We start from the raw sequence: 24,039 nt of genomic DNA on the forward strand, positions 1-24,039 counted from the left end.
TCGTCCGGGCGCCGGTCAGGTGGCTCGCAGTTGGTCGTGCACGAGCCTAATGAGGCCCGATCCCCGGGGCGTGGGCCCAGGGACCCAGGGGCGGGCCCCAATGGACAATCCGGTGGACAGGAGGCGTCCCGTCGCAGATCGTGTACGCCGATGACACGCACCGATACGCCTCCCGCACGGGACGAGCGCACCCAGCTGGCCACCTTCCTCGACTACGCCCGCGACACCGCACGCGCGAAATGCGAGGGCGTCTCGCCGGACGACGCCCGCCGGGCCCCGCTGCCCGGCTCTCCGCTGATGACGATCGCCGGGCTGGTCAACCACCTCAGCTGGGTCGAGTACTACTGGTTCGAGGTGGCCTTCCTCGGCGGTGCGGACGAAGGCCCGTGGACGGACGAGGACCCCGACCGCGAGATGCGCATCGCGGTGGACATGCCGCTCGCCGACGTACTGTCGCTGTACGAGGAACGGACCACCCGCTACCGCGAGTTGGTGGCCTCCCACGACCTGGACACCCTGGCCGTGCGTCCGCGGGGCGACGGCGACCACCCCGATCTGCGCTGGATCGTCCTGCACCTGATCGAGGAGACCGCCCGGCACAACGGCCACCTCGACCTGATCCGGGAGATCGTCGACGGCACCACCGGCGCGTAGGACCGCCCGACGCCTCGCACCCGCCCGCCAATGCCTCCCGTTCGGATCACACCGGGCTCGCGGGGCCCGATCCGAACGAAAGGCCCTAGCCGATCGCGGCGACGGCGGGTGCGATGCGTTCGGCGATCTGGTGGGTGTAGCTGACCGGGTGCCGGTCGGGCAGCACCTGGATCTCGCTGATGCCCAGAGCGGCGTACGCCTCGGCGTCGGCGAGGAACGCGGCCGGCTTCTCCAGCACCGGGCCGTTGTACATCACGGTCTTGGTGATGGCGTCGTAGTCGCGGTCCTCCGCGGCGCAGTGGGCGCGCAGCACGTCGAGCTTGTGGGCCACTTCCTCCTGGCCGGTGGCGAAGAGATTGCAGGCGTCCCCGTAGCGGGCGACCAGGAGCAGGGTCTTCTGCTCGCCCCCGCCGCCGATCATGATGGGCGGGTGCCCGCCGATCGGTTCGGGTACGCACAGCGTCTCGGCCAGCTGGTAGTGCCTGCCCCGGAACGGGCCGTTGTCGTCGCTCCACATCTGGAGGCAGATCCGGATGGTCTCCTCCAGCCGCTCGAACCGTTCGGCGACCGGGACCACCGGCACCCCGAGCCCGTACTGCTCCCGCTCGTACCAGGAGGCGCCGATGCCCAGCCTGGCCCTGCCGCCCGACAGCACGTCGAGGCTGGTGACGATCTTCGCCAGCAGGCCGGGGTGGCGGTACATCACGCCCGTGACCATCAGGCCGAGCGTCATCCGCTGGCTCACCGCCGCCACGTAGCCGAGCGTGGTGTAGCCCTCCAGCATCGGTTCGTCGGCGACGCTCTGCCCGGTCTCCATCTGGAAGTAGTGGTCCATCACGGTGAAGGACGTGATCTCCGCCTGCTCGGCGATCCGCACCGACTCCGCGAGCGTGGGCGCGATGAGCGCGGGGTCGGCCGGCGTCGAGTAGTTCCAGTAGTGCAGACCGAGCTTCATGTCCCGCCTCCCGTCCGGCGCCGTCGACCACCTCGCGCAGTCGGCGCTCACGCTACGCGGGGTGCCGGTCGTCGGCATGTCGGGCGGCGCACCGCGGCGACGGCTTCCGCATGCCGGGCCCGGCGCTACTACGCACCGGGCCCGGCCGCGACGGCCCTGCCGCCGATGGCCGGAGCGGCCTTCATCGCCTCCACCCAGGTCGCCGCCCGGCTCTGCCACCGGCCGGTGCCCCGCACTCCGATCGTGCCGGGCCTGCTGCTGACGGCGGTAGGCCTGGCGATCCTGACCGGGATCGACGCCGACAGCTCGTACACCGCGCAGGTGCTGCCCGGCACGCTGCTCATCGGCTTCGGCACCGGTCCGGCCTTCGCACCGCTCCTCGCCACCGCGACCGGCGAAATCTCCCCGCAGGGCTCCGGCGGGACCTCGACGGTGGTTCTCGGGGCCCAGAGCCTGGGCGGCTGGGCCGCCTGGCCCCTGTTCGGCACCGTCCTCGCCTCGGTGATCTCCGCGCGGCTCTCCGATGTCCAGGGCATTCCCGGTCAGCTGATCGACGCGGCCCAGGCCGGTCTCCCGCTCGGGCAGCGCCTGCCGTCGCCGTAGTCCGGCACCCTGGAGCTGATCGACAGGGCGGTCGTGAGCGGGTACTCCGCAACCCTCTGGTGGGCGGCCTGCCTCACCCTGCTCGCGAGCCTGCTCGCCACCCTGCCGATCAGGGGCAGGGCCCCCAAGCTGTGACGCCCCCGGCGGACGGCGGCCCCGCGCACTGCCCCAACGATCAACCCGGAGGCCCCAGTTGCGCGTCAATGGCACCGAGGGGGCAGCCCTTGCCCCCTTCGGTGACCTGGAGGCACAACGCATGAGGCAACGGGCTGTACGCATCTCCGCACTCGCCCTGGCGGTGACCGCGGCCGTGGGAGCATCCGCATTCACCCCGCCCGCACACGCGGTGCAGGCACCGCACGCGGCGCGGTCGTCGGCCGGCCACGAGGCGACCTCGGCGGCCCTGCGTGATCTGGTCGAGAAGGGCGGACAGCCCGGGGTCGCCGCCAATGCCGTGGACGGCAGGGGAAGTTGGTACGGATCAGCCGGTCACGCCGACACCGCGACCGGTCGCGAACGTTCCCCCGGCGACCACTTCCGCGGGGCCAGCATCACCAAGACGTTCATCGCGACCGTGCTGCTCCAGCTGGAGGCGGAGGGGCGGCTGAGCCTGGACGACTCGGTCGAGACATGGCTGCCCGGCCTGGTGCGGGGCAACGGGTACGACGGCAGCCGGATCACCCTGCGCCGACTGCTCAACCACACCAGCGGGATCGCGAACTACACCGCGGACCCCGAGTTCGTGCACAACGCCGCGGGCCCCGGCTTCCCCGAGCACCGATACGACACCCACACACCCGAGGAACTGGTGGCGATCGCGCTCAGGTACCCGCCGCAGCCCGATCCGGAGAAGACACCGTCGTACTCGAACACCAACTACGTGATAGCCGGGATGGTCGTCGAGAAGGCGACCGGCCATTCGTATGCGCGGGAGGTCACCCGCCGCATCATCCGGCCGCTGAAGCTGCGCGGCACGTCGTTCCCCGGCACGTCCCCGCGGATGCCGGACCCGCACCCCGTCGCGTACTCCCGCTTCCACCAGGATGCCCCGGACGCCGAGATCCATGACACCACCGAGCAGAACATGACCTGGCTGGGCGCGGCCGGCGACATCATCTCCACCACCGGAGACCTCAATCGCTTCCAACGCTCCTTGATGCGCGGCGAGTTGCTGCCTCCGGCGCAGATGAAGGAGATGCTCGACGAGGTATCGCTGGGCGATGGGACCGGTTTCGGGCTCGGGGTCGAGTTCGCCCAGCTGTCCTGCGGCGTGAAGGTGGTGGGCAAGAGCGGCCGTACGAACGGTTCGCTGTCCGCGATGGTCGGTACGCCGGACGGGAGGCACCAGCTGACGTTCAACGTCAACGGCGACTGGCTGGAGAACGGATCGCTCTACGTCGACACCATCGAGGCGGAGTTCTGCGGCAGGACGTCGCCCTCGACGCGACGCGGCTCCGCCCCTCTCCCCGACTCGTTCGCCATGCTCCCCCGGTCCGAGGGCTGACCGGGCCCACCGAACGCCCTCACCCGAGCCCGGAGGCAGTCAACTCACCGTAGCGGCGCGGGAAGCCGCCGCTACGGTGTCCTGCATGACCGACAACAGCTTCTGGACGTCGCCCGCGGACCGGATGGTCCGCGGCAGCGGGACGCGCCACGACATCACCGTCCTCCTGCCGCCCTTCACCGTCACCGCCCGGAGCCTTCCGCCCCATGACCCGGCCGCGGCACGCCGGTTCGCCGAGTCCTTCCCCACCGTCGACGCGGTCCTGGAGGATCTCGGACTCCGCCCCGCGAGCGAGTCGCCCGAACTCGCCACGCGCGCCGATCTCGATGTGGTGCGGGCCGGCGTCTGGGGCAATGTGCTGGCCATCAGCGACCCGGCCCTGGCCGACAACGGCAACGACACCCCCCTGTTCCACGAGGCGCAGAGGCTGCGCGAGCGCTTCCCCGACGCCCGGATCGTGGGCAGGGTCGAGGTCGACTGCGGGGAGGACCACACCGAGGACATCGTCTGGCTCCCGGACGGCACCATGTTCCACGCCTCCGGCTGGCCCACCGGCGAACCCTGGGAGCTGTCCGGCGACCCGCACGCCGTGGCCGCCGCCCTCGGCATCACCGCGCAGGAACTGGAGGACATCGACGTCGACCTCGACGCCGAGCCCGGCGAGGTCGAATGGGAGGACTTCGTCTCCCTGGCGCTGGGCGAGGCCGACCCCTGGCCCTGGCCCCATCTGAAGACATCGGCCTTCGGCGTCCGTCACACCCGCTCCCGCACCCGCGCGATGGAGGAGCTGTACTTCCTCGGCGGATAACCAACCTGTGAGAACCCTGTGTTGACGCCACGCCGACTCCGTCAACGCCGTGCTTGGCATCCGGCCCCGCCCTAGGGTGAAGGCGCGGCGCGTACATGTCACGGGGGCCTCATCGCGCCGCCCACACACACCCTCCAGCCCCCATCAGTGAGGGAAGAGCGGCATCTTGAACAGAACTCTGCACATACCGAAGCGTTGGCGGATCGCCGCCCGCTTGACCGCAGCCCTCGGCCTGGCCGGGGCCGTGACGCTCACGGGGCTGCCCGGCAGCCCGGTCGAGACCGCTTCCGCCGCGCCCACGGCCAAGCTCAGGCCGGGCACCGGGAAGCGCTGCGACCAGAAGCACCTGGGCAGGACCTACGACAGGACACCGTCCAACTCAGGTTTCCCCTCCGGGCCGACGAACTTCGACAAGTGGGCGGGGAACCCGAAGAACTTCAACTACCCCTTGCCGGGAAAGGCGTTCGACGGACTGAAGGCCCCGACGGCGGCCGAGAAGGCCAAGGCCCTGTCCAAGGACCCCGACCCGGAGAAGAACGTCGACGCCTGGGAGGCCCAGGCCAAGGCCTCGGGGAAGCCCGCCGACAAGGCGATGGAGATCTACGCCCGCTACCTTTCCAAGCAGCGCCCGCAGACCTTCGAGCGCTGGTTCGACAAGATCTACATCCGCAACGAGATCAACAACAGCAAGGGCGCCTCCTTCGAGGGGCGCCTCGTCAAGGACTTCAACCTCGTCGGCCCCGACTGGCTGTGCGAGGTGTACGTGGACATCTTCGACGAGAACGGCAAGAAGACCGGGTACCGCAAGTACGACGCGTACAACAAGGTCACCAAGGAGTTCAACGAGTTCAAGTCCAACAGCCTGCTGCGCAACAAGCAGCTCGGCCAGGACCGCATCATCGCCCGGTCCATGCCCGACCACACCTTCCGCTACTCCGGCGCCAAGAACTTCAGCGCCGGGCAGATCAAGAAGATCAACGACTTCAACGCCGAGGTCGAGCGGATGCGGCCCGGCAGGACCAACCAGGTGCGCGGCTTCCAGCGCCAGTACAACGCGATCCCGCAGACCAAGCCCATCCGCGGCTACTCGCAGTACGACCGCTGGTTCGCCCCCGGCTGCGCCGGCAGCGGCACACCGACGCTCCAGGCCACGGGTGCCTCGTCGTGCGGAACCCGCGGACCGGTCAACGACCGGATCCGGGAGTCCGGGCGCACCCTGGAGGAGGCCAAGCGCTTCCAGGCCGAGGCCCGGCGTCTCGACACCCGCGGAACTCTTCCCCGGGGCGGCCCGGGCGGTGTCGACTTCACCACGCTCGAACTGCGTTACGTCGGCGGCCTGGCCAAGGGCAAGGGCATGGAGTACTCCATGAAGGCCGACATGATGCCCGATCCGGACAACAACCCGGGCTTCGGCGGCGAGGCCAGGATGACCCTCGCCTCGGACTCGCTGTTCACCTGGCTGGCGCTCACGCCCGAGAAGTTCTGGGTCAACCTGAACCCTGACCAGCCGGACAGGATCATGGACAGCTCGTTCGCGAAGACGGACGCGGGACGGGTCCTGCTCGAAGCCGACCTGGAGATGAAGCACGACTTCGCCGCGGCCATCAACCCGGAGAAGTTCGACTCCGCCAAGCGCTTCTGGGACAACGCACCGCGCCGGGACGGCATGCCCTGCTTCCCCGAGGTGCGCCTGTGGATCGAGCCGGAGCCGGCCCAGGTCCGCGAGCAGGACGGCGGGATCTACATCCTCGACGCGCCGCTGAAGGTGTCCACCGAGTGGATGGACATGGACTGGTCGGTGCCGGGCGCCCGTGAGTGCAAGCTGACCGACCCGGAGAAGCGGGCGAGCGAGAGCCTGCTGCGGACGAACGTGATGCCGGAGGTCGACAAGCGGGTCAACACCGACCCGAAATACGCCGACCTGCGACGCGTCTACACCTCCCGCGTCGCCGCGGAGTGGATCCGCCTGCAGGACGCGAAGAAGGAGACCGACTTCCGCCCGATCATCAACAGCAACAAGGCCGACCGGTGGCCGCTGCGCGCCCCCAACGAGACGTGGACCAAGCAGGGGACGTACGACCGGTACATGAAGTCGCTGCGCGAAGGCGTCGAGTGGTTCAAGCTGGAGTACGGCGGCCAGGTCTACAACCAGGGCGTCGGCGGTGTGGACTTCTCCAAGTCGCCGAAGCGCAACATCCCCCGGGTCCGGTTCAACGTGGAGAACCGGACCCTGGACACCACCACCAGGACGTCCCTGAAGTCGGACGACACGTCCTACCGGGACACCGACATCCTCTACATGGGCAGTGACTCGGTGGGCGACACCGGCGGCGCCGACCCCACCCCGACACCGACCCCCACCCACCCCGGGCCGACCGACCCGCCGTCCACCCCGGCACCGTCCCCGTCCCACCCGGCGGGCGGCGACCACAACAAGCCGACCCCGCAGGGCAAGGCCCCGGAGGGCAACCTCGCCCACACCGGCTCCGACACCCCGGTGGGCCTGCTCTCCGCCCTGGCGGCGGCGATCGTGGCAGCGGGCGGGGCCCTGGTGTGGTGGATGCGCCGACGCCGTACGGGAACGAGCTGACCGGACAGGCACCGGCACGCGCACCTGAGCACGCTTGATCGACGGGCCCCACTCCCTGACTCACGGGGGTGGGGCCCCGGTCGTTCCTGCCGCCGCCGGTCGCCGATCTCCGATCTCTGATCGTTTCGGCGACGACCGATGAGTCCTGTCACGATCGGCGGTCAGTCAGTAGTAGACAGTTCATGCACCACACCACGTGACCTCGGGAGACCTCAGATGCGCACCCTGATCAGCACCGCCTTCATCTCGCTCGACGGAGTGGTGGAGGCCCCGGGCGGGGAGCCCGGCTACCGGAACTCGGGGTGGACCTTCAAGGACATCGAGTTCGTCCCGGAGGCCTTCGAGATCAAGGGCCGCGAACAGCAGGAAGCCACCGCGATGATGATGGGCCGGGTCAGCTACCAGGCGTTCAGCCCGGTCTGGCCGGACATGGCGGACTTCGCCGACTACAAGGTGATGCCGAAGTACGTCGTCTCCACCACCCTCGCCGAGGACGACCTCGTCCAGAACTGGGGCGAGACCACGATCCTGCGCTCGCTCGACGAGATCGCCGCCCTGAAGGAGACCGACGGCGGCCCGATCATCATCCACGGCAGCGCCACCCTCAACCGCGCCCTCTCGGACGCCGGCCTGATCGACCGCTACCACCTCCTGGTCTTCCCCCTGCTCCTCGGCGCGGGCAAGCGCCTGTTCAGCGACACGGACAAGGACACCCAGAAGCTGAAGCTCGTCGAGCACGAGGCGTACTCCAACGGCCTGCAGAAGAACGTCTTCGACGTCGTCCGCTGAAGCCCGGAGGACTCCGGCCCTTGGATACGGACGCTGTGTGGTGTCATGGCTCCGTGAACCGCGCCGTGGAAGAGACCAACCGCCGGATGCTCAGGGCGCGGGACGCGATGGACCGCGCCTATGCGCAGCCGCTGGACGTCCCGGCCCTGGCCCGGATCGCGCATGTGTCCCCGGCGCACTTCACCCGTACGTTCCGGTCCACGTTCGGCGAGACACCCCACCGCTACCTGCAGCGCCGCCGGGTCGAGCGCGCGATGTTCCTCCTGCGGGAGACCGACCGCAGCGTGACGGACATCTCCTACGAGGTCGGCTTCGGCAGCCCGGGGACATTCAGCCGCACGTTCCACGACATCGTCGGCCGGTCGCCGAGAACGTACCGCAGGGAAGCGACGGCCACGGGCGTCCCGACGTGTTTCACCATGACATGGACGCGGCCGAGCAGCTGAGCAGTTCTGGATAAGTTTTCCGCAGGCCGGCCCCGTAGCGTGATGCACATGTTCAACGCCATCACGCACTCGCAGATTTACGTCCTCGACCAGGACGAGGCCCTCGACTTCTACGTCGGCAAGCTCGGCCTGGAGGTCGCCGCCGATGTGGACCTGGGCATCATGCGCTGGCTGGCCGTCAGCGTCCCCGGTCACCCCGAGCGCCAGATCCTGCTGGAGAGGCCGGGCGCCCCGGCCATGTCCGAGGAGACGGCCCAGCAGGTACGGGAGCTGGTGACCAAGGGCGCGATGGGCGGCTGGCTCATCTTCACCACGGACGACTGCCGCAAGACGTACGAGACTCTGCTGGCCCAGGGCGTCGAGTTCACCGAGGAGCCCACGGACCGCCCGTACGGAACCGACTGCGGCCTGCGCGACCCCTTCGGCAACCGCATCCGCTTCACCCAGCCGAAGAGCTGAGCACACTCCCGATCGCCCGGCGGGGGCCGGAGCGGGGACGCTCCGGCCCCCGCGTGCGTGTGTCCGGGGCGCGTATCGAGTCGTGATCGTTGGGTGGTCCGGTTGGGGAACGAGCTCTCCTGATACGGCTCCTCTGCGTGTCCTGGTCCGCGCCCCCAGTCGCACGCATGGCGGGCACCTCTGCGAAGATCGCCTCGAAGGCGGCCACCGATCACCGGGGCCGACCTACGAGAGGACAACTTCATGACGCTCATGACGAGCAAGCCCACGGTGGCCATTCTGGGTCCGGGCGGCATCGGCGGTCTGCTGGCCGCCCTGCTGTCCCGCTCCGGCCACCGCGTCATCTGCCTGGCCCGCGAAGCCACGGCACGCACCTTGCGCGGCAGCGGGATCGAGGTGCACAGCCGCCAGTTCGGCGACTTCACCGCAGCCGTGGAAGCGGACACCGAACTGCGAGAGCCGGTCGACGCGTGCCTGATCACCGTCAAGCAGACCGCCCTGGACACCGCACTCACCCGCGTCCCGCCCGCAGCCCTCGGCGACGCCCTCCTCGTACCGCTGCTGAACGGCGTCGAGCACCCCGCCACCCTCCGCGCTCGCTACCGGCCTGACCGGGTGGCCCCCGGAGTGATCCGCGTGGAGTCGACCCGGCTTGCCTCCGATGGCAGCGGGCCCGTCGTCATCGAGCACGGTAGCCCGTTCGTCGAGATCGACCTGGCGGCCGGCACGGCACCCCGCCCCCACATCGAAACCCTGGCGACCGCCCTCTCCGCCGCGGGCGTGACGGCCCGCCTGACCGAGGACGAGACCGCAGCCCTGTGGGCAAAGATGGCCTTCCTCGCCCCCTTCGCCCTCCTCACCACCCGGTACGGCGCGCCTCTCGGAGAGGTCCGCACCCGTCACTACGACGAGTTGGAGAGCCTGGTCGCCGAAACCGCCGCGGTGAGCCGCGCCTGCGGCGCACCGGTGGACGCCGCTCAGGCCCTGGCGCGCTACGACGCCTTCCCTCCCGACGCCAAGTCCTCCATGCAGCGCGACGCCGAAGCGGGCCGACCGCTGGAACTCGACGCCATCGGCGGGGCGCTGCTGCGCGCGGCCGACCGCCACGGTGTGCTCGTGCCGGTGGCGACCCGCGTGGTACGGGAACTGCAGTCCGCAGGCCACTAGGCCTCTCGTTCGGATCACGCCGGGCTCGCGGGGCCGGGCACGCGCACTCGCCGCGTTGTCGTCACTCGCCAGGGCTCCGCCCCGACTCCCTCCTCCGGCCGCAGCTCAGAGCTCCGGGAAGGGTGCCGCCTCGTCCATGGCCCGCAGCAGCTTGCGCGCCGCTTCGGCCTCTTCCGGCCGCACGGACGAGGCGAGGCCCTCGACGACAGGCCGGCCTGCGAGCACTGCCGCCCTGGCTGCCGCCTCCCAGGCGGGTTGTTCCTGGAAACTTGTGTTCCTCGAACCGCACGCCGCTGCGGCGGAGTGCCATTGCTCCGCCTGGAAGATGCTTTCCAGTAGGTCCAGCAACTCCGGCTTGCCCGAAATGTGCGGGGCCCCGACCAGTTCCAGAAGGAAGGGGACGGTCGGGGCTGTCGCCTCCCCGACGACAAGACCCAACGCGCAGAGGATGTCGCCGAGTTCATCCATCGCCAGGTTGACGGAATCTCCACTTCCATAGGCAATTCGGGAGAGCAGGGGCGGTATGGCTCCGGCGGGGGCCTGTCGCGCATCACGCAGCGCCTTCCAACGCACGCCGGCGACGCCCCTGAGCAGACTTCCCACGCACTGCCTCCTTTCGCCTGCTCGCCTTCTCGTCAGACCTCAGTGTCCTGCGCTCGCGATCGGCGTCAATCCCCGGCTCGCAATCCGACCCGCAGCCCTGAGCGTCGACTCCTCGCCGGGTGAATGATCTCCGCCATGCCGGGTGTGATCACTGCGGCGGAGCCGTCCTGGATCGGGTGGTCGGCGACATTCGCCACTACATAGCAGCGGTCCGAGCCGACGGTCACCACTGCAGCCATCGGCTCGGGGTCGGCCGGCTCCTCGTCCTCCGGTTCCAGCAACGGTCCGCAGGAAGTGCCGCGCCCGCGGTCACGTACGCGCTCCGGGTCCAGTCCCAGGTAGGTCCGCAGATCAGCCGGGTCAGGCTGACCGAGGGGCAGACTGCGGAATCGTCTCCTGGAGCCTCAACGAGGCAACTGCACCCATGACTTGATGCCGCGCTGCGGCGGTTTGGCCTCGACGGCACCCCACTCCCCGCCCCAGTCGTCCACAACGGCCGCCAGCAGCCAGAGCGCCCGTCGGCGCCGCGTCTCGCAGAGCGTGGCCAGGTCGGGTTCTGCGTGATGCGGGTGCTGGTCCCAGACCAGGAGCCTCACCGCTTCGTCCCGCTGGCGCAGGGACACGTAGAGCTCCTTCCCCGGGCTCATTCTGGCGGTGACCCCGACCAGCTCGTCCACTGCGTGCGTGGCCGGCCAGACGTACGGGGCGAGCCCGTGCGCCTCCAGCGCGGCGGCGACCACGGTCCGCCCGATGTACGCGCTGCGGACGTCACCCGGCAACGTGAAGCTCAGCCCGAGCCCGCGCCCGGAGCGGCCCTTCGGGCGGAGGTAGGGCCGGGGGTGCGGCTGCTGGCTCGTTCGCAGGGTGGGATGCGGATACGGATACGGATGCGGATACGGGTACATGGACGGGACCGGCATACGTGTCTCGGCGGCGGCCGGACAGAGTGCGGCGATCGGGGATGAGTGCATGGCTGATTCCCCTTATGCGGGTGATGAGTTGGCGGTGTCTCTCTCTTCGCGTGGGCGCGCACGGGTGGCTCACGTTGTTGTGTTGCGGACGAGCAGTGGCCTGTCTCCCTGACGCGGGACCGCCCCTCCCAGGACAGGAGGATGCGGGCAGGACCGCGTGATGCACTTCCAACTCGTCGGCGCTGCGTGAGCGGTGCGTTACCTAACGTAGCGCAGACATGGCACACGTGTCGCCAAGCTGGAGGCAATTACCTCCACACTGTTGGACTGGGCGCCCTGTGCAACGGCAGACTGTTCCCACAGTCCATGGAAGAGAGGGCCCATGCCCAGCAGTTCCACTCCGACGGAGCGCCAGAAGCGACTCGGCGCCGAGCTGCGCAAGATGCGCGTTGCAGCCGAGGCAACTACCGCGTACGCAGCCGGACTGCTGGGAGTCGACCGGACGAAGATCTCCAACATGGAAGGCGGGGTCCGCCCGATCGCGTCCGCACGCGTTCGCACCTTGGCCTGCAACTACGCCTGCGCCGAAACCGTTTACGTCGATGCGCTCGTCGAAATGGCCGAGCAGCGCGAACGCGGCTGGTGGGATCAGTACAGGGGCACACTCCCGCCAGGCCTCCTGGACATCGCCGAACTCGAATGGCACGCGACACGCATCCGTACCGCGCAGACCGTCCATCTTCCCGGCCTGCTCCACACCGATGGGTACGCCCGGGCGGTGTTCGGCGCCGTGCTGCCCGAGCTGTCCCGCCTGGAGATCGAACTGCGGGTCGCACATCGCATGGAACGGCAACAGGTGCTCGACCGCGAGGATCCCATCGAATACGTGGGCTACGTCCATGAGGCAGCCCTGCGCATGCAGTTCGGTGGCCGAGACATCACGCGCGAGCAGCTGTTGCATCTCTGCGAGATGTCGGAACGCAAGCACGTCGATGTGCGGGTGATCCCGGTGGACCGGGGCGCTTTCCCCGGAGCTGGGCACGCACTCCTCTATGCCCACGGCGTCGTGCCGCAGCTCGACACCGTGCAGCTCGATTCAGCTCATGGCCCGGAGTTCATGCACGCGGATGCGCAGCTGACCAAGTACCGCGCACACCTGAACTGGATGGAGGACGCCTCGCTGTCTTCCGCCGAATCCCGGGACTTCATTCGCGCCGTCTCCCGCCAACTCTGAGGAAGTTCAGCATGACTGACATCAACTGGGAAGAACCGTACTGCGGTGAGGGAAACAACTGTTTCCGGCTGGGCACCGACATAGAAGGCAACGGATTCATCGCCGTGAGAGGCGAGGAGGATCGTTACCTCGTCGACAGCCGCGAGGCCCTCCAGCAGCTGATCCGCGACATCAAGGCCGGCAAGGCCGACCACCTGATGTGAAGCGCGAAGGGCCCGGCACCGCGATGTGCTCGCGGTGCCGGGCCCTGTTGTGGCGCGGTTCCTCAGGAAGACGTGCCGCGCGGGAAGGAGACCTCCACGCGACGGTTCTTCTTGCGGCCCTCTTCCGTGCTGTTGTCGGCGATCGGGTACTGCTCGCCATAGCCACGGATCTCGAAGGTGACGGTCGAGCCGAGATCCTTCACCAACACCGCCTGCACCGCGTTGGCGCGCTGCTTGGACAGCACGTCACCGTGGGCCGACGAGCCGAGGTTGTCGGTGAAGCCGAAGACCCGCACCTTGGTGGCCTTCTGCTTCTTGATCTCGGCGGCGATGGCGGCGATACGGGAGTTGGCCGCGGAACTCAGCTTCGCGCTGTCCTTGCCGAAGAGAACCTCGGCCTGGAGCGCGAACTTGATGCTCGCGTTGCTGTCCTCGCGGCGCTCTTCGCCGCCCATGTCCTCGACGACCTGGATGATGTCGAGGACCTTGGCGGGGGCGAGCGTGGCACCGTCGACCATCTTGAGGTCGGGGTCCTTGCCGTCCACGGCCACCGGCGGGGCCGCCGATGCCTCGGTACCCGGCGGTACGCTCGGTCCGTCATCGGCCAGCGCGGCCGAGGCACCCATGACGGACGTGCCGGCCATCAGCACCATCGCCGCAAGGGTCATGCCTGCCAGTTGAATCGGACCACGCCGCATGCAGGTGTTTGTCATCTCGCCCGTCACCCGGAGATCTTCAGCGACGTGGTGGCGAACGTCGGCAGGTTGAAGTCGACCTCGGTCGTCTCGGCGGGCGGCGCCGGGAACTGCATGAACACCGGGACCGACGCGCCGGGCTGGACAGCGGACATCCCGGTCGTGCACAGGCAACGACCATCGGTGTCCCGGAGGATGTAGTAGCGCTTCTTTCCGGCCTTGTCCACGAGCGTGGCGCCACCGACGGAGTTCAGGTTCTTGCTGACAATGGCGGCCTCGCCCCCGGCCCAGGCGGACGGGTTGACCACGGTCTGGCCCTGGTTCTTCAACTCGCCCTGAACCGTGACGAAGCCGCCGGAGTCCCGCTTCACCTGATTGACGACCAGCAGCATGTTCTTGTCGCCCCTGGCCTCAGCGAGCTTCACATTCGGGTCCACGTTCTCTCCGGCCGCGGTGTCCTCCTGCTTCTTCCCCTTGTCCTCGTCGGAGGACTTCGGAGACGCGGGGGAAGACGGCGAACCGGTGTCCTTTGTCCCTCCGCCGTCGTCGGCACCGCAGCCGGTGACGGCCAGGGCCAGTGCCGCCGTCATCGAGACAGCTGCCACTACCCTTCGGGACTTGATGGAGCGCCGAATGCTCATCGCTTCTGATTCCTTTACTCGTCGTTCACTGTCAACTGTCGACCAGGTGCACGTCAAAGAGAATCTTGCTCACCTGTTCCCAGGGCGGAGGGCTGCTCGGACTGATCTGGAGCATCTCTCCTCCCCTGCACGAGAAGAAGTACATGTCCTGCACGGTGTCGTCGTTGTAGTCGACGGACCTCCACGTGGGGCAGCGCCACTCGATGACGGCGGTGGCGTGCCCCTTGGCGAACGTGCGCTTCATGCCGGGAACAACAGACGCACCCACAGGCTTGAGCGTCTTGACGTCAACCCTGATCTCGTCCCGCTCCCCGCCGGGCGTGGCGACACATCCGGGCGGGGTGAGCTTCGCGTCGTTCTCTGCGGCCATCGCCTGCGCCGCAGGGCACCCGGTGACAGGGTGTGCCTGGAGGAACATGTCCAGCATGCTCTCGGGAAGAGAAGCGAGGAACGGGCCTTCGAACTGCTCACGGGACTGCTGAGCGGCAGCCAGCGCGGCAGCATCTGCCGCACCCTGGGCCCCATTGCGCAAGGCAGCGGCCTTGCCGACGGTAAAGAAGGCAAACGCGAGGAAGAGCAGGCCCGCCACCATCACAACATAGATGGGGAAAGCCTGCCCTGCCTCGCCGCGAAGCTTCGCGGTCATTAGCCGGCCTTGATCTGCGACACCAGGTCGGAGATCTTGCTCGAGATCGAGCCGCCGATGCCGGAGGCCGCGATCGCGCCGATGATCGCCACGACCACCAGGATGATGCCCAGGTACTCGAACGCCGTCTGGCCGCGGTCCTTGGCCTCGTAGCGCTTCTGGATCGCGCTGACCGTGGTGTTGGCCCAGCCGTTGATGCGAACGGCGGTCTTCAGGGTGATGTTCGACATGGTGATCCCCTCCGGGTTCGGCCGACCGGTAGCCGGCCGACTCGCAAGTTTCATTGGTGTCGCCTGCGGTACCGGCTTCCTCCTGGCCGGTGCCGCTGGCGACATGAGAAACATACGGCGGCGCGACCCGCACGCCGGAGGGTCCCAGGGCCCATTCCCGGGCCCAAAGCGTCAGTTGGGTCTGCGGCACCCGCACATGTCGCCAGGACCCATGTCCCGTCACGGCTACGTTCACGCTCTTCTGCTCAGCCACGGTGACCACCGGCCTCGCGAACTCCGCTGCCCGTGGAGGGGGCCGTGCCGAGCCAGCGGGCGATGGCCTCGCTACGGCTCGCGCTGTGCAGCTTGGTGAAGATGCGGTTGATGTGGTTCTTGACCGTCTTCTCGCTGATGAAGCAGGTGGCGGCGATCTGCTGATTGCTCATGCCGGAAGCGATCAGCTCCATGACCTCCACCTCCCGTGAACTCAGCCCGTACTGCTGCCTGTTGAGCTTCGCGCCCGGTTCCCCGGCCATGGAAGACTGTGCCACAACTGGTTGCAGATGCGAAAGACCCTGCGATGAGTGGACCGGGCGCGGCGCAGGTCGAGGCGGTTCGGGCTTGAGTGCGTGTGCAGGCGCACCGTGTTGCTGAACGGAACTCGGGCCGTGGCCGTCGTACCCGGGACCCTGGTAGGGAACGCCTCTGGTCAGCGCCGTTCCGAGCCCCTCCGGAAGCGGTCGCGACTGCGGCCCTGGGCCCTGGCGCATGTGGGCAAGGAGGGCGTTCGCCGCGGTGGCGGTGAAGTGGGCCCGGCCGTCCTTCGTGTCGCGTACGGCCTGTACCAGCTGATCGGCCGTGAACTCGCCGTGGACCAGATAGCCGCTCGCGCCCAGGCGCAGCGCCTCGTGGACGATCTCGTTCTCCCGGCTGTAGGTCAGCATCATCACGGGGGCGATCTGCACGAGGTGCGGCAGTGCGGAGATGCCGTCCACGCCGGGCATCCGGACATCGAGCAGGACGACATCCGGACGGTGCTGGACGGCCATGTCGTAGGCCTGGCGCCCGTCCATGGCCTCCGCGACGACGTCGATGTCGTCGCGGCCGGAGAGCAGGACGCCGAGGCCGGCCCGGACCACCGGGTTGTCGTCGGCGACGACGACCCTCAGGGCGCCGGGCACGGCCATGGGTGCCGCCGCGGGAAAGGGGGACATGGGCTCGGATGCCGCGGGCTGCTGGGAGACAGGGAACGCGTGGGAGCTGGGCTCCGAGGTGAGCGGTGTGACGTGCGGGGACGTGTGCTGGGACGCGTGGTGCTGTGCGGCCCGGTTCTGGCCCGACGCGCGGGAGACGTCGTCCGGCATCTGCGACCTCCTCTCAAGGGTCTGATGGGGGGTGAGGGTGAAGACGGAGCGGTTCAGTCGGGCTGCTCCGCGCCGGCAGTGGCGAGCAGAGCTGCGATCGGGAGTTCCAGGCGGACCTCGGTGCCCTTGGTCGCCTTCCCCTTTCCGATACGGATACGGGCGCCGATGGAAGCGGCCCGCTCGACCATTCCGACCAGGCCGAAGTGCCCGGCGTGCCGGAGGTCGTCGAGCGTCGTGCCCGGGGGCAGGCCGCGCCCGTCGTCGTACACGCTGACGCGCAGGACGTCGCCCTTCACACCTGCGAGTACGACGAGGTAGGTGGGTTGTGCGTGACGGTGGGCGTTCTCCATCGCTTCGGAGGCGATGGTGAGCAGCTGCCGGGCGACCACCTGTGGGACCTGTGGGATCGGGATGTCGTTGATGAGTCGGAAGGTGGCGGTGAGCTCGTGGCGTCGGGTGAAGTCGTCGGCGCGGGCCCGGAGCTCGCGCGTCACGTCCACTCCTCCGTCCAGCCCGGACTCGCGGCGCAGGTCGGAGAGCAGTTCACGGGACTCGGCGGCGGCCCGGCGGGCGGCGCGGGCGACCAGCTCGGCCTGGTGCCTGACGGTGAGCGGGTCCATCCGGTCGGAGGACACCGCCAGGCCGTCGGCCGCCAGCGCGAGGCCGTGCAGGGTCTTGGCCACCGAATCGTGCATTTCCCGGGCGAGGCGCGCGCGTTCGCCCTCCACGGCCTCGCTGACAGCAAGCCGCGCCTTGGTTTCGGTGAGGGCCTGACTGGCGGAACCGAAGCGGAGGAGGAGGTTGCGCAACGTGACTCCGACCGCTCCGGCTATCACGCAGAAACCGGGAAGGAGAAACGCCGTCGCGCCCCCAGCCTCCAGCCTCGGATCGGTCCCGTACACACCGAGCACGATCGCGGTCTGAAGCGCCGCGAAGATGGCGGCACCCCGCCAGCCGTGGACCAGCCCGGCCAGCATCGGGGTGCACACGGTGACGTAGGCGAGAGTGGATTCCGGTGAGGCGGTGATCAGCAGCAGGGCCCCGAAGAAGGCGTCGATGCCGAGCAGCCAGGGGTGGCGCAGCAGAACCGGGCCGAAGCGTTCCCAGTCACGGAACAGCACGTAGCTGCCCATGAAGGTGACGAGGATGGCCGAGCCGATCAGCCAGGTGGCCAGGCCCGAGGCCGTGTGATCGATGGCGAACGGTGTGGCGACGGCGATCATGGCGAGCCGGAAGCCGAAGACCTGGCGGCACATCGCCTGGAGCGCGTTGAGCTGGATCGCGAACGCCGGTCGTGCCCCGGGATCGGCGATCGCCTGACGCACCTGCGCGTTCAGTCCCGACTGGATGCTGCCGAGTTGGAACGACATGGACGTCTCACCTCCCCCCGGCGGATCTGCCCACCGTCCGCCTCGTTCACGTCATCCGCCCATGAGGGTGCTGAAGTCGACGTTGACCCCGTAGACGAAGCCGACCGTCAGCATCACGAGCGTTCCGGGGAGAAGGAACGTGGTGACCGCGAAGGTCGCCTTGGGAACGGCCCTGGCCGCCTTCCGGCGGGCGTTCTGGGCATCCGTGCGCCGCATGTCGTTGGCTATCTGGATCAGCGTCTCGACGATCGGCGCACCGAGTTCCTCGCCCTGCTGGAGTGTGGTCACGAACATCGCGACCTGCTCCGAGTCATTGCGCTTGCGCAGCTGCTCGAATGCCTCCCGGCGGCTGACGCCCATATCCATCTGGCGCAGGGTGATACGCAGCTCGTCGGCCCAGGGGCCCTCGTACTTGTCGGCGACGCGGGCCAGTGCCTGCCGGAAGCCGAGACCGGCGGAGACCACGACGGCGAGCACATCGAGGAAGTCCGGAAGCGTCCGGTCGATGTGGTCACGTCGGATGCGGACCGCGGACCAGATGCCGACCTCGACCCAGAACAGTCCGAAGGCGATCAGCACCAGGGAGAGCAGGATCTGCCCGCGGATGATCATCGAGAAGGCGCCGAGCAGGCCGAGCCCGCCGTAGACGGCTCGGCGGGCGGCGTAACGGTCGATGGTCAGACCGCCGGGGTTACCCGCCATGTCGATCTGACGGCGCTTCTTGTTGACCGCCTTGGGGCCCATCATCCTCAGCACCATGGGGGCCCAGCGCATGCCGAGACGGTCGATGCCGGAGCCGACCGCACTGGTACGGGTCGAGCCGACTTCCAGAGCGATCGCGAGGTCACCGGGAAGCTTCGCGTCGGCCCGGTACATGCGGACACCCGCGATGGCTCCGAAGACCGCCAGTCCTATGACGCCTGCCAGCAGCAGGTCCATGTGTGCGCCGCCCATCAGACGTCGATCCTGGAGAGACGTCGGATCACTATGAACCCGATCGCATAGAGAGCGAGGGAGACGATCACCGCTACCTGGCCGATGAACGCGCCGGTCATACGGTCGAGAGCGCCGGGCATGACCGCGTTCATCAGGAGCATGGCACCCAGCCCGAAGGCGGGTACGGCATAGGCCGTGACCGTCACCTGGGAGAGCTGGGTCTTGACCTCGCGCCGGGTCTCCTTGCGCTCCTCCAGCGTCTCGGTGAGGTTGCGCAGCGAGCTGACGACCGTACCGCCGGCCCGGTTGGAAAGGACCAGGGTGGTCACGAGGACGACGAGCTCGCGGGAGGGCAGCCGGTCGGTGAGTTCGCTCATCGCGTCCTCGAGCGGCTCACCGACGGCAAGGCGCCGGGAGACCCGGGCCAGTTCCTCACCGGCCGGGTCCTCCATCTCGTCCGCCGCCATGCTGATGGACGTACGCAGCGCCAGGCCGGCCTGGGTGGCGTTGGCCAGGATGCGGGCGAGCTCGGGAAGCTGGTTGATGAAGTGCTCGGTGCGCTTGGTCCGCTGCCAGTTCAGGAAGGCGTTGGTTCCCCAGAGGCCGATGAGGGCGGCGACGGGGCCGAAGAAGCTGGCGAGCATGGCCGAAGCGATCATCCACAGCCCGGCCAGGGCGACGACGGCGTAGACGAAGAACTCGCCCGGGGTGATCTCGAGGCCGGTGGCGGCCAGCTTCAGTTCGAGCTTCCGGCCCAGGCCGGTCTTCCGTAGCCGGCTGTCCAGAGCCCGGAACCGGCGACGGCGGCCCGCCTCCGGTATGTGCCCGGTGTGCGAGAGCCGGTCCACCAGGGCGTCCCGGTCGGCCCTGCCACCGCTGTAGGCATGCAGACCTGCGACGCCGGTGACACCGGCGAGCAGCGTGACGCCGATGGAGAGTAGAGGGAGATTCGTCATGGCTCGGTACCTAGTTGGCCTCTCGGGTGGCGAGCTGTTCGGCGGATTCGGCAACCCCGAAGGCCTGCGGGATGGGCTGGCTGGCCATGTAGAGGCGCTCGGCGATCTTGCGCGGGATCGGGAGGTACTTGAACTCGCCGTTGATCCGTCCTTCGGCGTCCATGGGCTGGGCGTCGAACCGGGCAACGGACACGATGCGGTAGGGGTCCCTGCCGTGCGAGTCGAGAACGGCGATCTCGGTGATCTTGCGGGAACCGTCGGCGTGGCGGGTGAGCTGGACGATCACGTCGACGGCGCTGTTGATCTGGTCGTGCAGCGCCTCGAACGGGATCTCGATCTCGGACATCGAGGCCAGGGTCTGCAGACGCATGAGAGCGTCCTCGGCGTTGTTGGCGTGGACGGTGGCGAGTGAGCCGTCGTGACCGGTCGACATGGCCTGGAGCATGTCGAGCGATTCGCCGCCGCGGACCTCACCGACGACGATGCGGTCGGGGCGCATACGCAGGGAGTTGCGGACCAGGTCACGGATGGTGATCTGGCCCTTCCCCTCGACGTTCGCCGGCCGGGACTCCAGCCGGATGACGTGGCTCTGCTGGAGCTGGAGCTCCGCGGAGTCCTCGATGGTGACAATGCGCTCGCTGTCGGGGATCAGACCGGAGAGCGCGTTGAGGAGTGTCGTCTTCCCGGTACCTGTGGCTCCGGAGACGATCACGTTGAGTTTCGCCTGGACGAGCCCGGACAGCAGAATCAGCATCTGATCGTCGAGCGAGCCGACGTTGATCATTTCCTGGAGGGTGAAGGCCCTCGGGAACCGTCGGATGGTGAGCGTCGCACCGGTCAGCGACAGCGGCGGAATGATGACGTTGACACGCTCACCACTGGGTAGACGCGCGTCAACCATGGGGTTTGACTCGTCGACGCGGCGGTTGACCGTCGACACGATGCGTTCGATCGTCTGCATCAGCTGCTCGTGCGAACTGAAACGCATCGGCAGCTTCTCGACCTTGCCGCTGCGCTCGACGAAGATCTGGTCCGGTCCGTTCACCATGATCTCGGTGATGGACGCGTCCTCGAGGAGCGGTTCCAGAATGCCGAGCCCGAGGGCCTCGTCGACGACCCGGCGGATCAGCTGAGTGCGTTCGACGGTCGAGAGGACCGGCCCTTCGCGGCTGATGATGTGGCTGAGCACACGCTCCAGCCGCGCTCGCCGGTCTGCGGCGGCGAGCGAGGACATCTCGGCCAGGTCGATCTCTTCGAGCAGCTTGGCGCGGTACGTGGCCACCATGTGGCTGTCCTCCCGCGCCCCGCCGTTCTTCTCGGGGGCGGTCATGCGTGCCCGCAGACTCATTGCGTAACTCCTCGCTCAGACGTGCTAGTGGTGCTCCGGTGTTGCGATGCGGGCCCCGCTCACCCTCGCGGCATGGTGGAACTGCGGCTGGCCCAACCCCAGTCGTCGATCCCGGGCACAACGGAGGGAATCCGCACGCGGGTGGTGTAGGTGACGTCGCCGGATCCACCGTGGCGCCTGAACTTCGAGTTCTTGTGGCTTCCGAGCCAGTCGCTCATCGCGTCGCGCCCCGCCCGCTCCGAGTCCCCGCGCGGCACGTCCTGGGTGGCGGTACGCGCGGCCGCACGGGCACCGGTGCCCGCCTGGTTGGCGGCGTACGCGGCGACCCCCAGCTGAATCGCGAAGAGGCCCACCAGGAGCAGCAACGGGATGAATCCCATGTACTCGATGGCGACCTGGCCGCGATCCCGGCGGGATGCGGCGGCCTTCCGGTCCGGTGTGTGTGCGCGCATGCTCATCGCTCGGCCTCCAGCGGCGACGCGGCGTTGCCCTCGATGGTCATCGGCCAGTTGAGTACTCCAGGCACCAGTACCGGCACCCGCAGCTTCACCGTGGCCTTGTACAGCGCGCCCGAGCTCTCGCATGTCGTCCGCTTCATGGACTTCCGCCAGACCGGCGGCAGGTCTTCCTCGGCTGCGTCCCGGCACGCCTGTCCGCGCGTGCCCTGTGCGATGGCGCCCTTGTGTGCCGCCTGGTCCGCCGAGTTCCCCGCCAGGGAGAACGTGTAGCCGATCAGCGCGCACTGCCACAGTGCGACCAGCAGCAGGATGATCAGCGGTGTGACACCCAAAAACTCGATCGCCGTCTGCCCGCGGTCGCGCCTGCGGCCGAGGAGACGGGCGCGCATGCCGTCCCCCGCCGGGGCGGCGTCACCGTAACGCCTTCCCCGTGTCTCCGTGTCTTTCGTCTCGGTAAGTGCCATTGGTCAACTTGCCCCCTAGGTCGTCGGCCGTTTCCTGGAGTCGCCGTCGCGGTCGCGCCGGCGCCCGATCGAGCCTCGGTCGTTCTTGAACTTCGCGCCGGACTTCGCGCCGCTCTTCTCCTTCTCAGGAACCTTGACGATGCCGAGCTCGCCCGCAAGGGCCCAGAGGGCCTGTTTGACCGTGCTCTTGGAGTCGAGTTCGTGCAGCCGGCCGGCGTCGACGACGGCCTGGAGTTCCTTGAAGTTCGCCGGAATCGCGGTGTTGGCCGTGGTGGTGCCGGTGATCTTCTCGATCAGCTGCGGCTGGATCTCGGTGTTGCGGATGAAGCGGTTGACCACGGTGACCGTCTCCTCCGCCTTGCGGATCTGGAGCCGGTCCCACATCCGTACGACACGCTTGGCGCCGCGCACCGCGATCACATCGGGTGTGGTGACCAGCAGTGCCGTGTCGGCCATCTCGATGGCCGCCGCGCTGGCGCCCTGGAGCTGGCTGCCGCAGTCGACGATCAGGACCTCGTAGCGCGAACGCATGGCGCTGACGATCTGCCGGGCCGAGCGGTCGCTGACCTCCTCGGCGCTCTCGCCCTCGCCGGGTGCCAGCAGCAGCGCCAGACCGGTGCCGTGACTGAACACGGCGTCGGACAGGACGCGCGGTGATATGTCGGTGATCGTCGACAGGTCGACGATGGAACGCCGGAACTGCACATCGAGGTACGAGCCGATGTCACCGGCCTGGAGGTCCATGTCGACCAGGGCGACACTGCGCCCGGACGCCTGGGCGGCCAGGGCGATCTGCACGGCGGTGAGGGTGGTCCCCACACCGCCCTTGGCGCCGCTGACGGTGATGACCGTACCGCCGGGACCGGTGAAGACATCGTTCCCGGTGGTCAGGTGGCGGCGGACTCCGACGGACCATTGGGCCGCGGATTGAACCCTGTTGGCCAATTCCTCGTAGCTGAGGGGGAGGGTGACGACGCCTCGTGCGCCCGACTCCATCGCGTTCGAGAACAGACCGGGGGTGACATCGGCGGTGATCAGCACGACCCCTATGGCGGGGAAGCGCAGGGAGACCTCCCGGATCAGTTCCAGGGCCGGCACCGGTCCGATCCGCTCGTGGACCAGCACGACCTCGGGCAGATCGTCGAGCGACTCGCCCGCGAGGCGGGCGAGGGTGTCGATGAGCTGGGTCGAGTCGCTGACCGGAGCGGCCGGCTCCGCCTCGGGGAGCTGGCTGAGCAGGGTGGTGACGGATCTGGCCGCGTCGACGTCACCGACGGCCGGGAGGATCCTCGTGGTCATTCGATCCTCACTTGTCCTTGTCGAGCGTGTAGGAGCGGTCGCCCGGACGGATGGTGCTGTCGCTGCCGGAGGCGAGGAGCGCGAGACGTACGTGCTCCGCGAAGGACTCGGCGTAGGCGATGCGCTGGGTGTCGAGCGTGTTGAGCGCGAAGGTGATCGGGACGGCCTCGGTGCCCATGTTGGACTTGCCGTCGTGGTTGGGCTCCAGGGCGGTCAGCTTGCCGACGTCCAGGACCTTGGCGTTGGAGACGATGACCTTGGACTGGGAGGGCTCGCCGTCGCGCTCACCGGCGAAGGTGGCGTAGATGTTGACGGTGGCGCCGGGGGTGATCTTGCCGGCGACACCGGTCGCGGCGTCGATCATGATGGCGATCTCCTGCTCCCCGGGCTGCAGTTCGGGGCGGCGCTGCATCATGTCGGACTGGAGCAGGGAGCCCTTGCGCAGCTGGGTGACGGCGATCTTGCCGTTCACCTCGGAGAGATCGGTGACCGCGTTCTGGGACAGCCAGCGCTTGGGCATCGAGATCTTCTCGAACTGCCCGGAGGACAGGGCGGTATAGGGCGCTACGTCGGACTTCAGCTGGTAGGCCGAGACCTCCGGCCCGACCTTGGAATTGACATCGCTGATCACCGAGAGCACGCCGGCGAAGGCGCCGAAGGCGCACAGAACCGACAAAAGCAGGAGTATCACGCCGCGGCGCTGACGGGAGTTCATGGGCCGGACAAC

Annotated in this window: 28 protein-coding genes; 11 read left to right on the forward strand and 17 right to left on the reverse strand. The window is 68.5% G+C overall.

Annotated elements, in window-relative coordinates; genetic code table 11:
* The first annotated feature begins 150 nt into the window (after window positions 1-150).
* Complete coding sequence (locus ACWCPY_RS09630) at window positions 151-654, forward strand: DinB family protein (protein WP_451263782.1); 504 nt, start codon at window positions 151-153, stop codon at window positions 652-654.
* Window positions 655-739: 85 nt separating this feature from the next.
* On the opposite strand, the gene ACWCPY_RS09635 is transcribed toward ACWCPY_RS09630, so the two are convergent.
* Window positions 740-1,609, reverse strand: a complete 870-nt coding sequence (locus tag ACWCPY_RS09635; protein WP_451263783.1) for an LLM class F420-dependent oxidoreductase — start codon at window positions 1,607-1,609, stop codon at window positions 740-742.
* A gap of 165 nt (window positions 1,610-1,774) precedes the next feature.
* Here ACWCPY_RS09635 and ACWCPY_RS09640 point away from each other — a divergent pair, with 165 nt between their 5' ends.
* The 8 genes from ACWCPY_RS09640 to ACWCPY_RS09675 all read left to right on the forward strand — a co-directional run bounded on the left by ACWCPY_RS09640 (window position 1,775) and on the right by ACWCPY_RS09675 (window position 9,975).
* Window positions 1,775-2,212: a hypothetical protein gene (locus ACWCPY_RS09640; protein ID WP_451263784.1), complete on the forward strand. Its 438-nt coding sequence runs from the start codon at window positions 1,775-1,777 to the stop codon at window positions 2,210-2,212.
* Window positions 2,213-2,468: 256 nt separating this feature from the next.
* Window positions 2,469-3,716, forward strand: a complete 1,248-nt coding sequence (locus tag ACWCPY_RS09645) for a serine hydrolase domain-containing protein (RefSeq protein WP_451263785.1) — start codon at window positions 2,469-2,471, stop codon at window positions 3,714-3,716.
* Between the two features lie 85 nt (window positions 3,717-3,801).
* On the forward strand, window positions 3,802-4,524 hold the full coding sequence (locus ACWCPY_RS09650; RefSeq protein ID WP_451263786.1) for a DUF6333 family protein: 723 nt from the start codon (window positions 3,802-3,804) through the stop codon (window positions 4,522-4,524).
* Between the two features lie 166 nt (window positions 4,525-4,690).
* Complete coding sequence (locus tag ACWCPY_RS09655) at window positions 4,691-7,114, forward strand: hypothetical protein (protein ID WP_451263787.1); 2,424 nt, start codon at window positions 4,691-4,693, stop codon at window positions 7,112-7,114.
* 216 nt (window positions 7,115-7,330) lie between these two features.
* Window positions 7,331-7,903, forward strand: a complete 573-nt coding sequence (locus ACWCPY_RS09660) for a dihydrofolate reductase family protein (protein ID WP_451263788.1) — start codon at window positions 7,331-7,333, stop codon at window positions 7,901-7,903.
* A 53-nt stretch (window positions 7,904-7,956) separates the two neighbouring features.
* Complete coding sequence (locus tag ACWCPY_RS09665; protein WP_451263789.1) at window positions 7,957-8,349, forward strand: helix-turn-helix domain-containing protein; 393 nt, start codon at window positions 7,957-7,959, stop codon at window positions 8,347-8,349.
* Window positions 8,350-8,397: 48 nt separating this feature from the next.
* Window positions 8,398-8,808, forward strand: coding sequence for a VOC family protein (locus ACWCPY_RS09670; protein WP_451263790.1), 411 nt, complete (start codon window positions 8,398-8,400; stop codon window positions 8,806-8,808).
* A 252-nt stretch (window positions 8,809-9,060) separates the two neighbouring features.
* Entirely contained in the window at window positions 9,061-9,975 is a 915-nt protein-coding gene (locus tag ACWCPY_RS09675; protein ID WP_451263960.1) for a ketopantoate reductase family protein, read from the forward strand.
* 105 nt (window positions 9,976-10,080) lie between these two features.
* Here the strand turns inward: ACWCPY_RS09675 and ACWCPY_RS09680 are convergent, their stop codons facing one another.
* From ACWCPY_RS09680 to ACWCPY_RS09690, 3 genes are all read right to left on the reverse strand, one after another.
* On the reverse strand, window positions 10,081-10,578 hold the full coding sequence (locus ACWCPY_RS09680; protein WP_451263791.1) for a hypothetical protein: 498 nt from the start codon (window positions 10,576-10,578) through the stop codon (window positions 10,081-10,083).
* 65 nt (window positions 10,579-10,643) lie between these two features.
* Window positions 10,644-10,859, reverse strand: a complete 216-nt coding sequence (locus tag ACWCPY_RS09685) for a hypothetical protein (RefSeq protein ID WP_451263792.1) — start codon at window positions 10,857-10,859, stop codon at window positions 10,644-10,646.
* A gap of 123 nt (window positions 10,860-10,982) precedes the next feature.
* Window positions 10,983-11,549: an ATP-binding protein gene (locus ACWCPY_RS09690; RefSeq protein ID WP_451263793.1), complete on the reverse strand. Its 567-nt coding sequence runs from the start codon at window positions 11,547-11,549 to the stop codon at window positions 10,983-10,985.
* 322 nt (window positions 11,550-11,871) lie between these two features.
* Here ACWCPY_RS09690 and ACWCPY_RS09695 point away from each other — a divergent pair, with 322 nt between their 5' ends.
* Together ACWCPY_RS09695 and ACWCPY_RS09700 are read left to right on the forward strand one after the other, a co-directional pair.
* On the forward strand, window positions 11,872-12,723 hold the full coding sequence (locus ACWCPY_RS09695) for a DUF5753 domain-containing protein (protein ID WP_451263794.1): 852 nt from the start codon (window positions 11,872-11,874) through the stop codon (window positions 12,721-12,723).
* An 11-nt stretch (window positions 12,724-12,734) separates the two neighbouring features.
* A complete protein-coding gene (locus ACWCPY_RS09700) occupies window positions 12,735-12,926 on the forward strand; it encodes a hypothetical protein (RefSeq protein WP_451263795.1) in 192 nt (63 codons plus the stop codon).
* Between the two features lie 62 nt (window positions 12,927-12,988).
* Here the strand turns inward: ACWCPY_RS09700 and ACWCPY_RS09705 are convergent, their stop codons facing one another.
* The 13 genes from ACWCPY_RS09705 to cpaB form a co-directional block, all read right to left on the reverse strand.
* Window positions 12,989-13,594, reverse strand: a complete 606-nt coding sequence (locus ACWCPY_RS09705; protein ID WP_451263796.1) for an OmpA family protein — start codon at window positions 13,592-13,594, stop codon at window positions 12,989-12,991.
* 53 nt (window positions 13,595-13,647) lie between these two features.
* On the reverse strand, window positions 13,648-14,262 hold the full coding sequence (locus tag ACWCPY_RS09710; protein WP_385542636.1) for a hypothetical protein: 615 nt from the start codon (window positions 14,260-14,262) through the stop codon (window positions 13,648-13,650).
* Window positions 14,263-14,293: 31 nt separating this feature from the next.
* Window positions 14,294-14,908, reverse strand: a complete 615-nt coding sequence (locus ACWCPY_RS09715; protein WP_451263797.1) for a pilus assembly protein TadG-related protein — start codon at window positions 14,906-14,908, stop codon at window positions 14,294-14,296.
* Window positions 14,908-15,138: a Flp family type IVb pilin gene (locus ACWCPY_RS09720; protein ID WP_329818171.1), complete on the reverse strand. Its 231-nt coding sequence runs from the start codon at window positions 15,136-15,138 to the stop codon at window positions 14,908-14,910. The genes ACWCPY_RS09715 and ACWCPY_RS09720 overlap by 1 nt, the downstream gene beginning before the upstream one ends.
* Window positions 15,139-15,383: 245 nt before the next feature.
* The gene (locus ACWCPY_RS09725; RefSeq protein ID WP_451263798.1) at window positions 15,384-16,481 is read right to left on the reverse strand and encodes a response regulator; all 1,098 of its coding nucleotides are present in this window, start codon (window positions 16,479-16,481) and stop codon (window positions 15,384-15,386) included.
* A gap of 53 nt (window positions 16,482-16,534) precedes the next feature.
* Window positions 16,535-17,851 carry a sensor histidine kinase gene (locus tag ACWCPY_RS09730; protein ID WP_451263799.1) on the reverse strand — a complete coding sequence of 439 codons (1,317 nt, stop codon included), beginning with the start codon at window positions 17,849-17,851 and terminating at the stop codon, window positions 16,535-16,537.
* A gap of 51 nt (window positions 17,852-17,902) precedes the next feature.
* Complete coding sequence (locus ACWCPY_RS09735; RefSeq protein WP_451263961.1) at window positions 17,903-18,790, reverse strand: DUF5936 domain-containing protein; 888 nt, start codon at window positions 18,788-18,790, stop codon at window positions 17,903-17,905.
* 14 nt (window positions 18,791-18,804) lie between these two features.
* A complete protein-coding gene (locus ACWCPY_RS09740; RefSeq protein WP_451263800.1) occupies window positions 18,805-19,743 on the reverse strand; it encodes a type II secretion system F family protein in 939 nt (312 codons plus the stop codon).
* Window positions 19,744-19,753: 10 nt separating this feature from the next.
* On the reverse strand, window positions 19,754-21,091 hold the full coding sequence (locus ACWCPY_RS09745) for a CpaF family protein (protein ID WP_329818175.1): 1,338 nt from the start codon (window positions 21,089-21,091) through the stop codon (window positions 19,754-19,756).
* A 59-nt stretch (window positions 21,092-21,150) separates the two neighbouring features.
* Entirely contained in the window at window positions 21,151-21,549 is a 399-nt protein-coding gene (locus ACWCPY_RS09750) for a TadE family protein (protein ID WP_451263801.1), read from the reverse strand.
* Window positions 21,546-21,938, reverse strand: a complete 393-nt coding sequence (locus tag ACWCPY_RS09755) for a TadE family protein (protein WP_451263802.1) — start codon at window positions 21,936-21,938, stop codon at window positions 21,546-21,548. Before ACWCPY_RS09755 ends, ACWCPY_RS09750 begins: the two co-directional genes overlap by 4 nt.
* A gap of 90 nt (window positions 21,939-22,028) precedes the next feature.
* Window positions 22,029-23,312: an AAA family ATPase gene (locus ACWCPY_RS09760; protein ID WP_451263803.1), complete on the reverse strand. Its 1,284-nt coding sequence runs from the start codon at window positions 23,310-23,312 to the stop codon at window positions 22,029-22,031.
* Between the two features lie 7 nt (window positions 23,313-23,319).
* A complete protein-coding gene (cpaB, locus tag ACWCPY_RS09765) occupies window positions 23,320-24,027 on the reverse strand; it encodes a Flp pilus assembly protein CpaB (RefSeq protein ID WP_451263804.1) in 708 nt (235 codons plus the stop codon).
* Window positions 24,028-24,039 lie beyond the last annotated feature (12 nt).

This window comes from Streptomyces sp. NPDC002403 (assembly GCF_053593015.1).

Coding starts and splice junctions, on each gene's coding strand:
- ACWCPY_RS09750 (WP_451263801.1), bottom strand. CDS start 21,549: ATGAGCATGCGCGCACACACACCGGACCGGAAGGCCGCCGCATCCCGC.
- ACWCPY_RS09640 (WP_451263784.1), top strand. CDS start 1,775: ATGGCCGGAGCGGCCTTCATCGCCTCCACCCAGGTCGCCGCCCGGCTC.
- ACWCPY_RS09720 (WP_329818171.1), bottom strand. CDS start 15,138: ATGTCGAACATCACCCTGAAGACCGCCGTTCGCATCAACGGCTGGGCC.
- ACWCPY_RS09675 (WP_451263960.1), top strand. CDS start 9,061: ATGACGAGCAAGCCCACGGTGGCCATTCTGGGTCCGGGCGGCATCGGC.
- ACWCPY_RS09740 (WP_451263800.1), bottom strand. CDS start 19,743: ATGACGAATCTCCCTCTACTCTCCATCGGCGTCACGCTGCTCGCCGGT.
- ACWCPY_RS09670 (WP_451263790.1), top strand. CDS start 8,398: ATGTTCAACGCCATCACGCACTCGCAGATTTACGTCCTCGACCAGGAC.
- cpaB (WP_451263804.1), bottom strand. CDS start 24,027: ATGAACTCCCGTCAGCGCCGCGGCGTGATACTCCTGCTTTTGTCGGTT.
- ACWCPY_RS09630 (WP_451263782.1), top strand. CDS start 151: ATGACACGCACCGATACGCCTCCCGCACGGGACGAGCGCACCCAGCTG.
- ACWCPY_RS09710 (WP_385542636.1), bottom strand. CDS start 14,262: ATGAGCATTCGGCGCTCCATCAAGTCCCGAAGGGTAGTGGCAGCTGTC.
- ACWCPY_RS09650 (WP_451263786.1), top strand. CDS start 3,802: ATGACCGACAACAGCTTCTGGACGTCGCCCGCGGACCGGATGGTCCGC.
- ACWCPY_RS09660 (WP_451263788.1), top strand. CDS start 7,331: ATGCGCACCCTGATCAGCACCGCCTTCATCTCGCTCGACGGAGTGGTG.
- ACWCPY_RS09730 (WP_451263799.1), bottom strand. CDS start 17,851: ATGTCGTTCCAACTCGGCAGCATCCAGTCGGGACTGAACGCGCAGGTG.
- ACWCPY_RS09725 (WP_451263798.1), bottom strand. CDS start 16,481: ATGCCGGACGACGTCTCCCGCGCGTCGGGCCAGAACCGGGCCGCACAG.
- ACWCPY_RS09635 (WP_451263783.1), bottom strand. CDS start 1,609: ATGAAGCTCGGTCTGCACTACTGGAACTACTCGACGCCGGCCGACCCC.
- ACWCPY_RS09745 (WP_329818175.1), bottom strand. CDS start 21,091: ATGAGTCTGCGGGCACGCATGACCGCCCCCGAGAAGAACGGCGGGGCG.
- ACWCPY_RS09735 (WP_451263961.1), bottom strand. CDS start 18,790: ATGGACCTGCTGCTGGCAGGCGTCATAGGACTGGCGGTCTTCGGAGCC.
- ACWCPY_RS09755 (WP_451263802.1), bottom strand. CDS start 21,938: ATGCGCGCCCGTCTCCTCGGCCGCAGGCGCGACCGCGGGCAGACGGCG.
- ACWCPY_RS09705 (WP_451263796.1), bottom strand. CDS start 13,594: ATGACCCTTGCGGCGATGGTGCTGATGGCCGGCACGTCCGTCATGGGT.
- ACWCPY_RS09700 (WP_451263795.1), top strand. CDS start 12,735: ATGACTGACATCAACTGGGAAGAACCGTACTGCGGTGAGGGAAACAAC.
- ACWCPY_RS09760 (WP_451263803.1), bottom strand. CDS start 23,312: ATGACCACGAGGATCCTCCCGGCCGTCGGTGACGTCGACGCGGCCAGA.
- ACWCPY_RS09695 (WP_451263794.1), top strand. CDS start 11,872: ATGCCCAGCAGTTCCACTCCGACGGAGCGCCAGAAGCGACTCGGCGCC.
- ACWCPY_RS09715 (WP_451263797.1), bottom strand. CDS start 14,908: ATGACCGCGAAGCTTCGCGGCGAGGCAGGGCAGGCTTTCCCCATCTAT.
- ACWCPY_RS09690 (WP_451263793.1), bottom strand. CDS start 11,549: ATGCACTCATCCCCGATCGCCGCACTCTGTCCGGCCGCCGCCGAGACA.
- ACWCPY_RS09645 (WP_451263785.1), top strand. CDS start 2,469: ATGAGGCAACGGGCTGTACGCATCTCCGCACTCGCCCTGGCGGTGACC.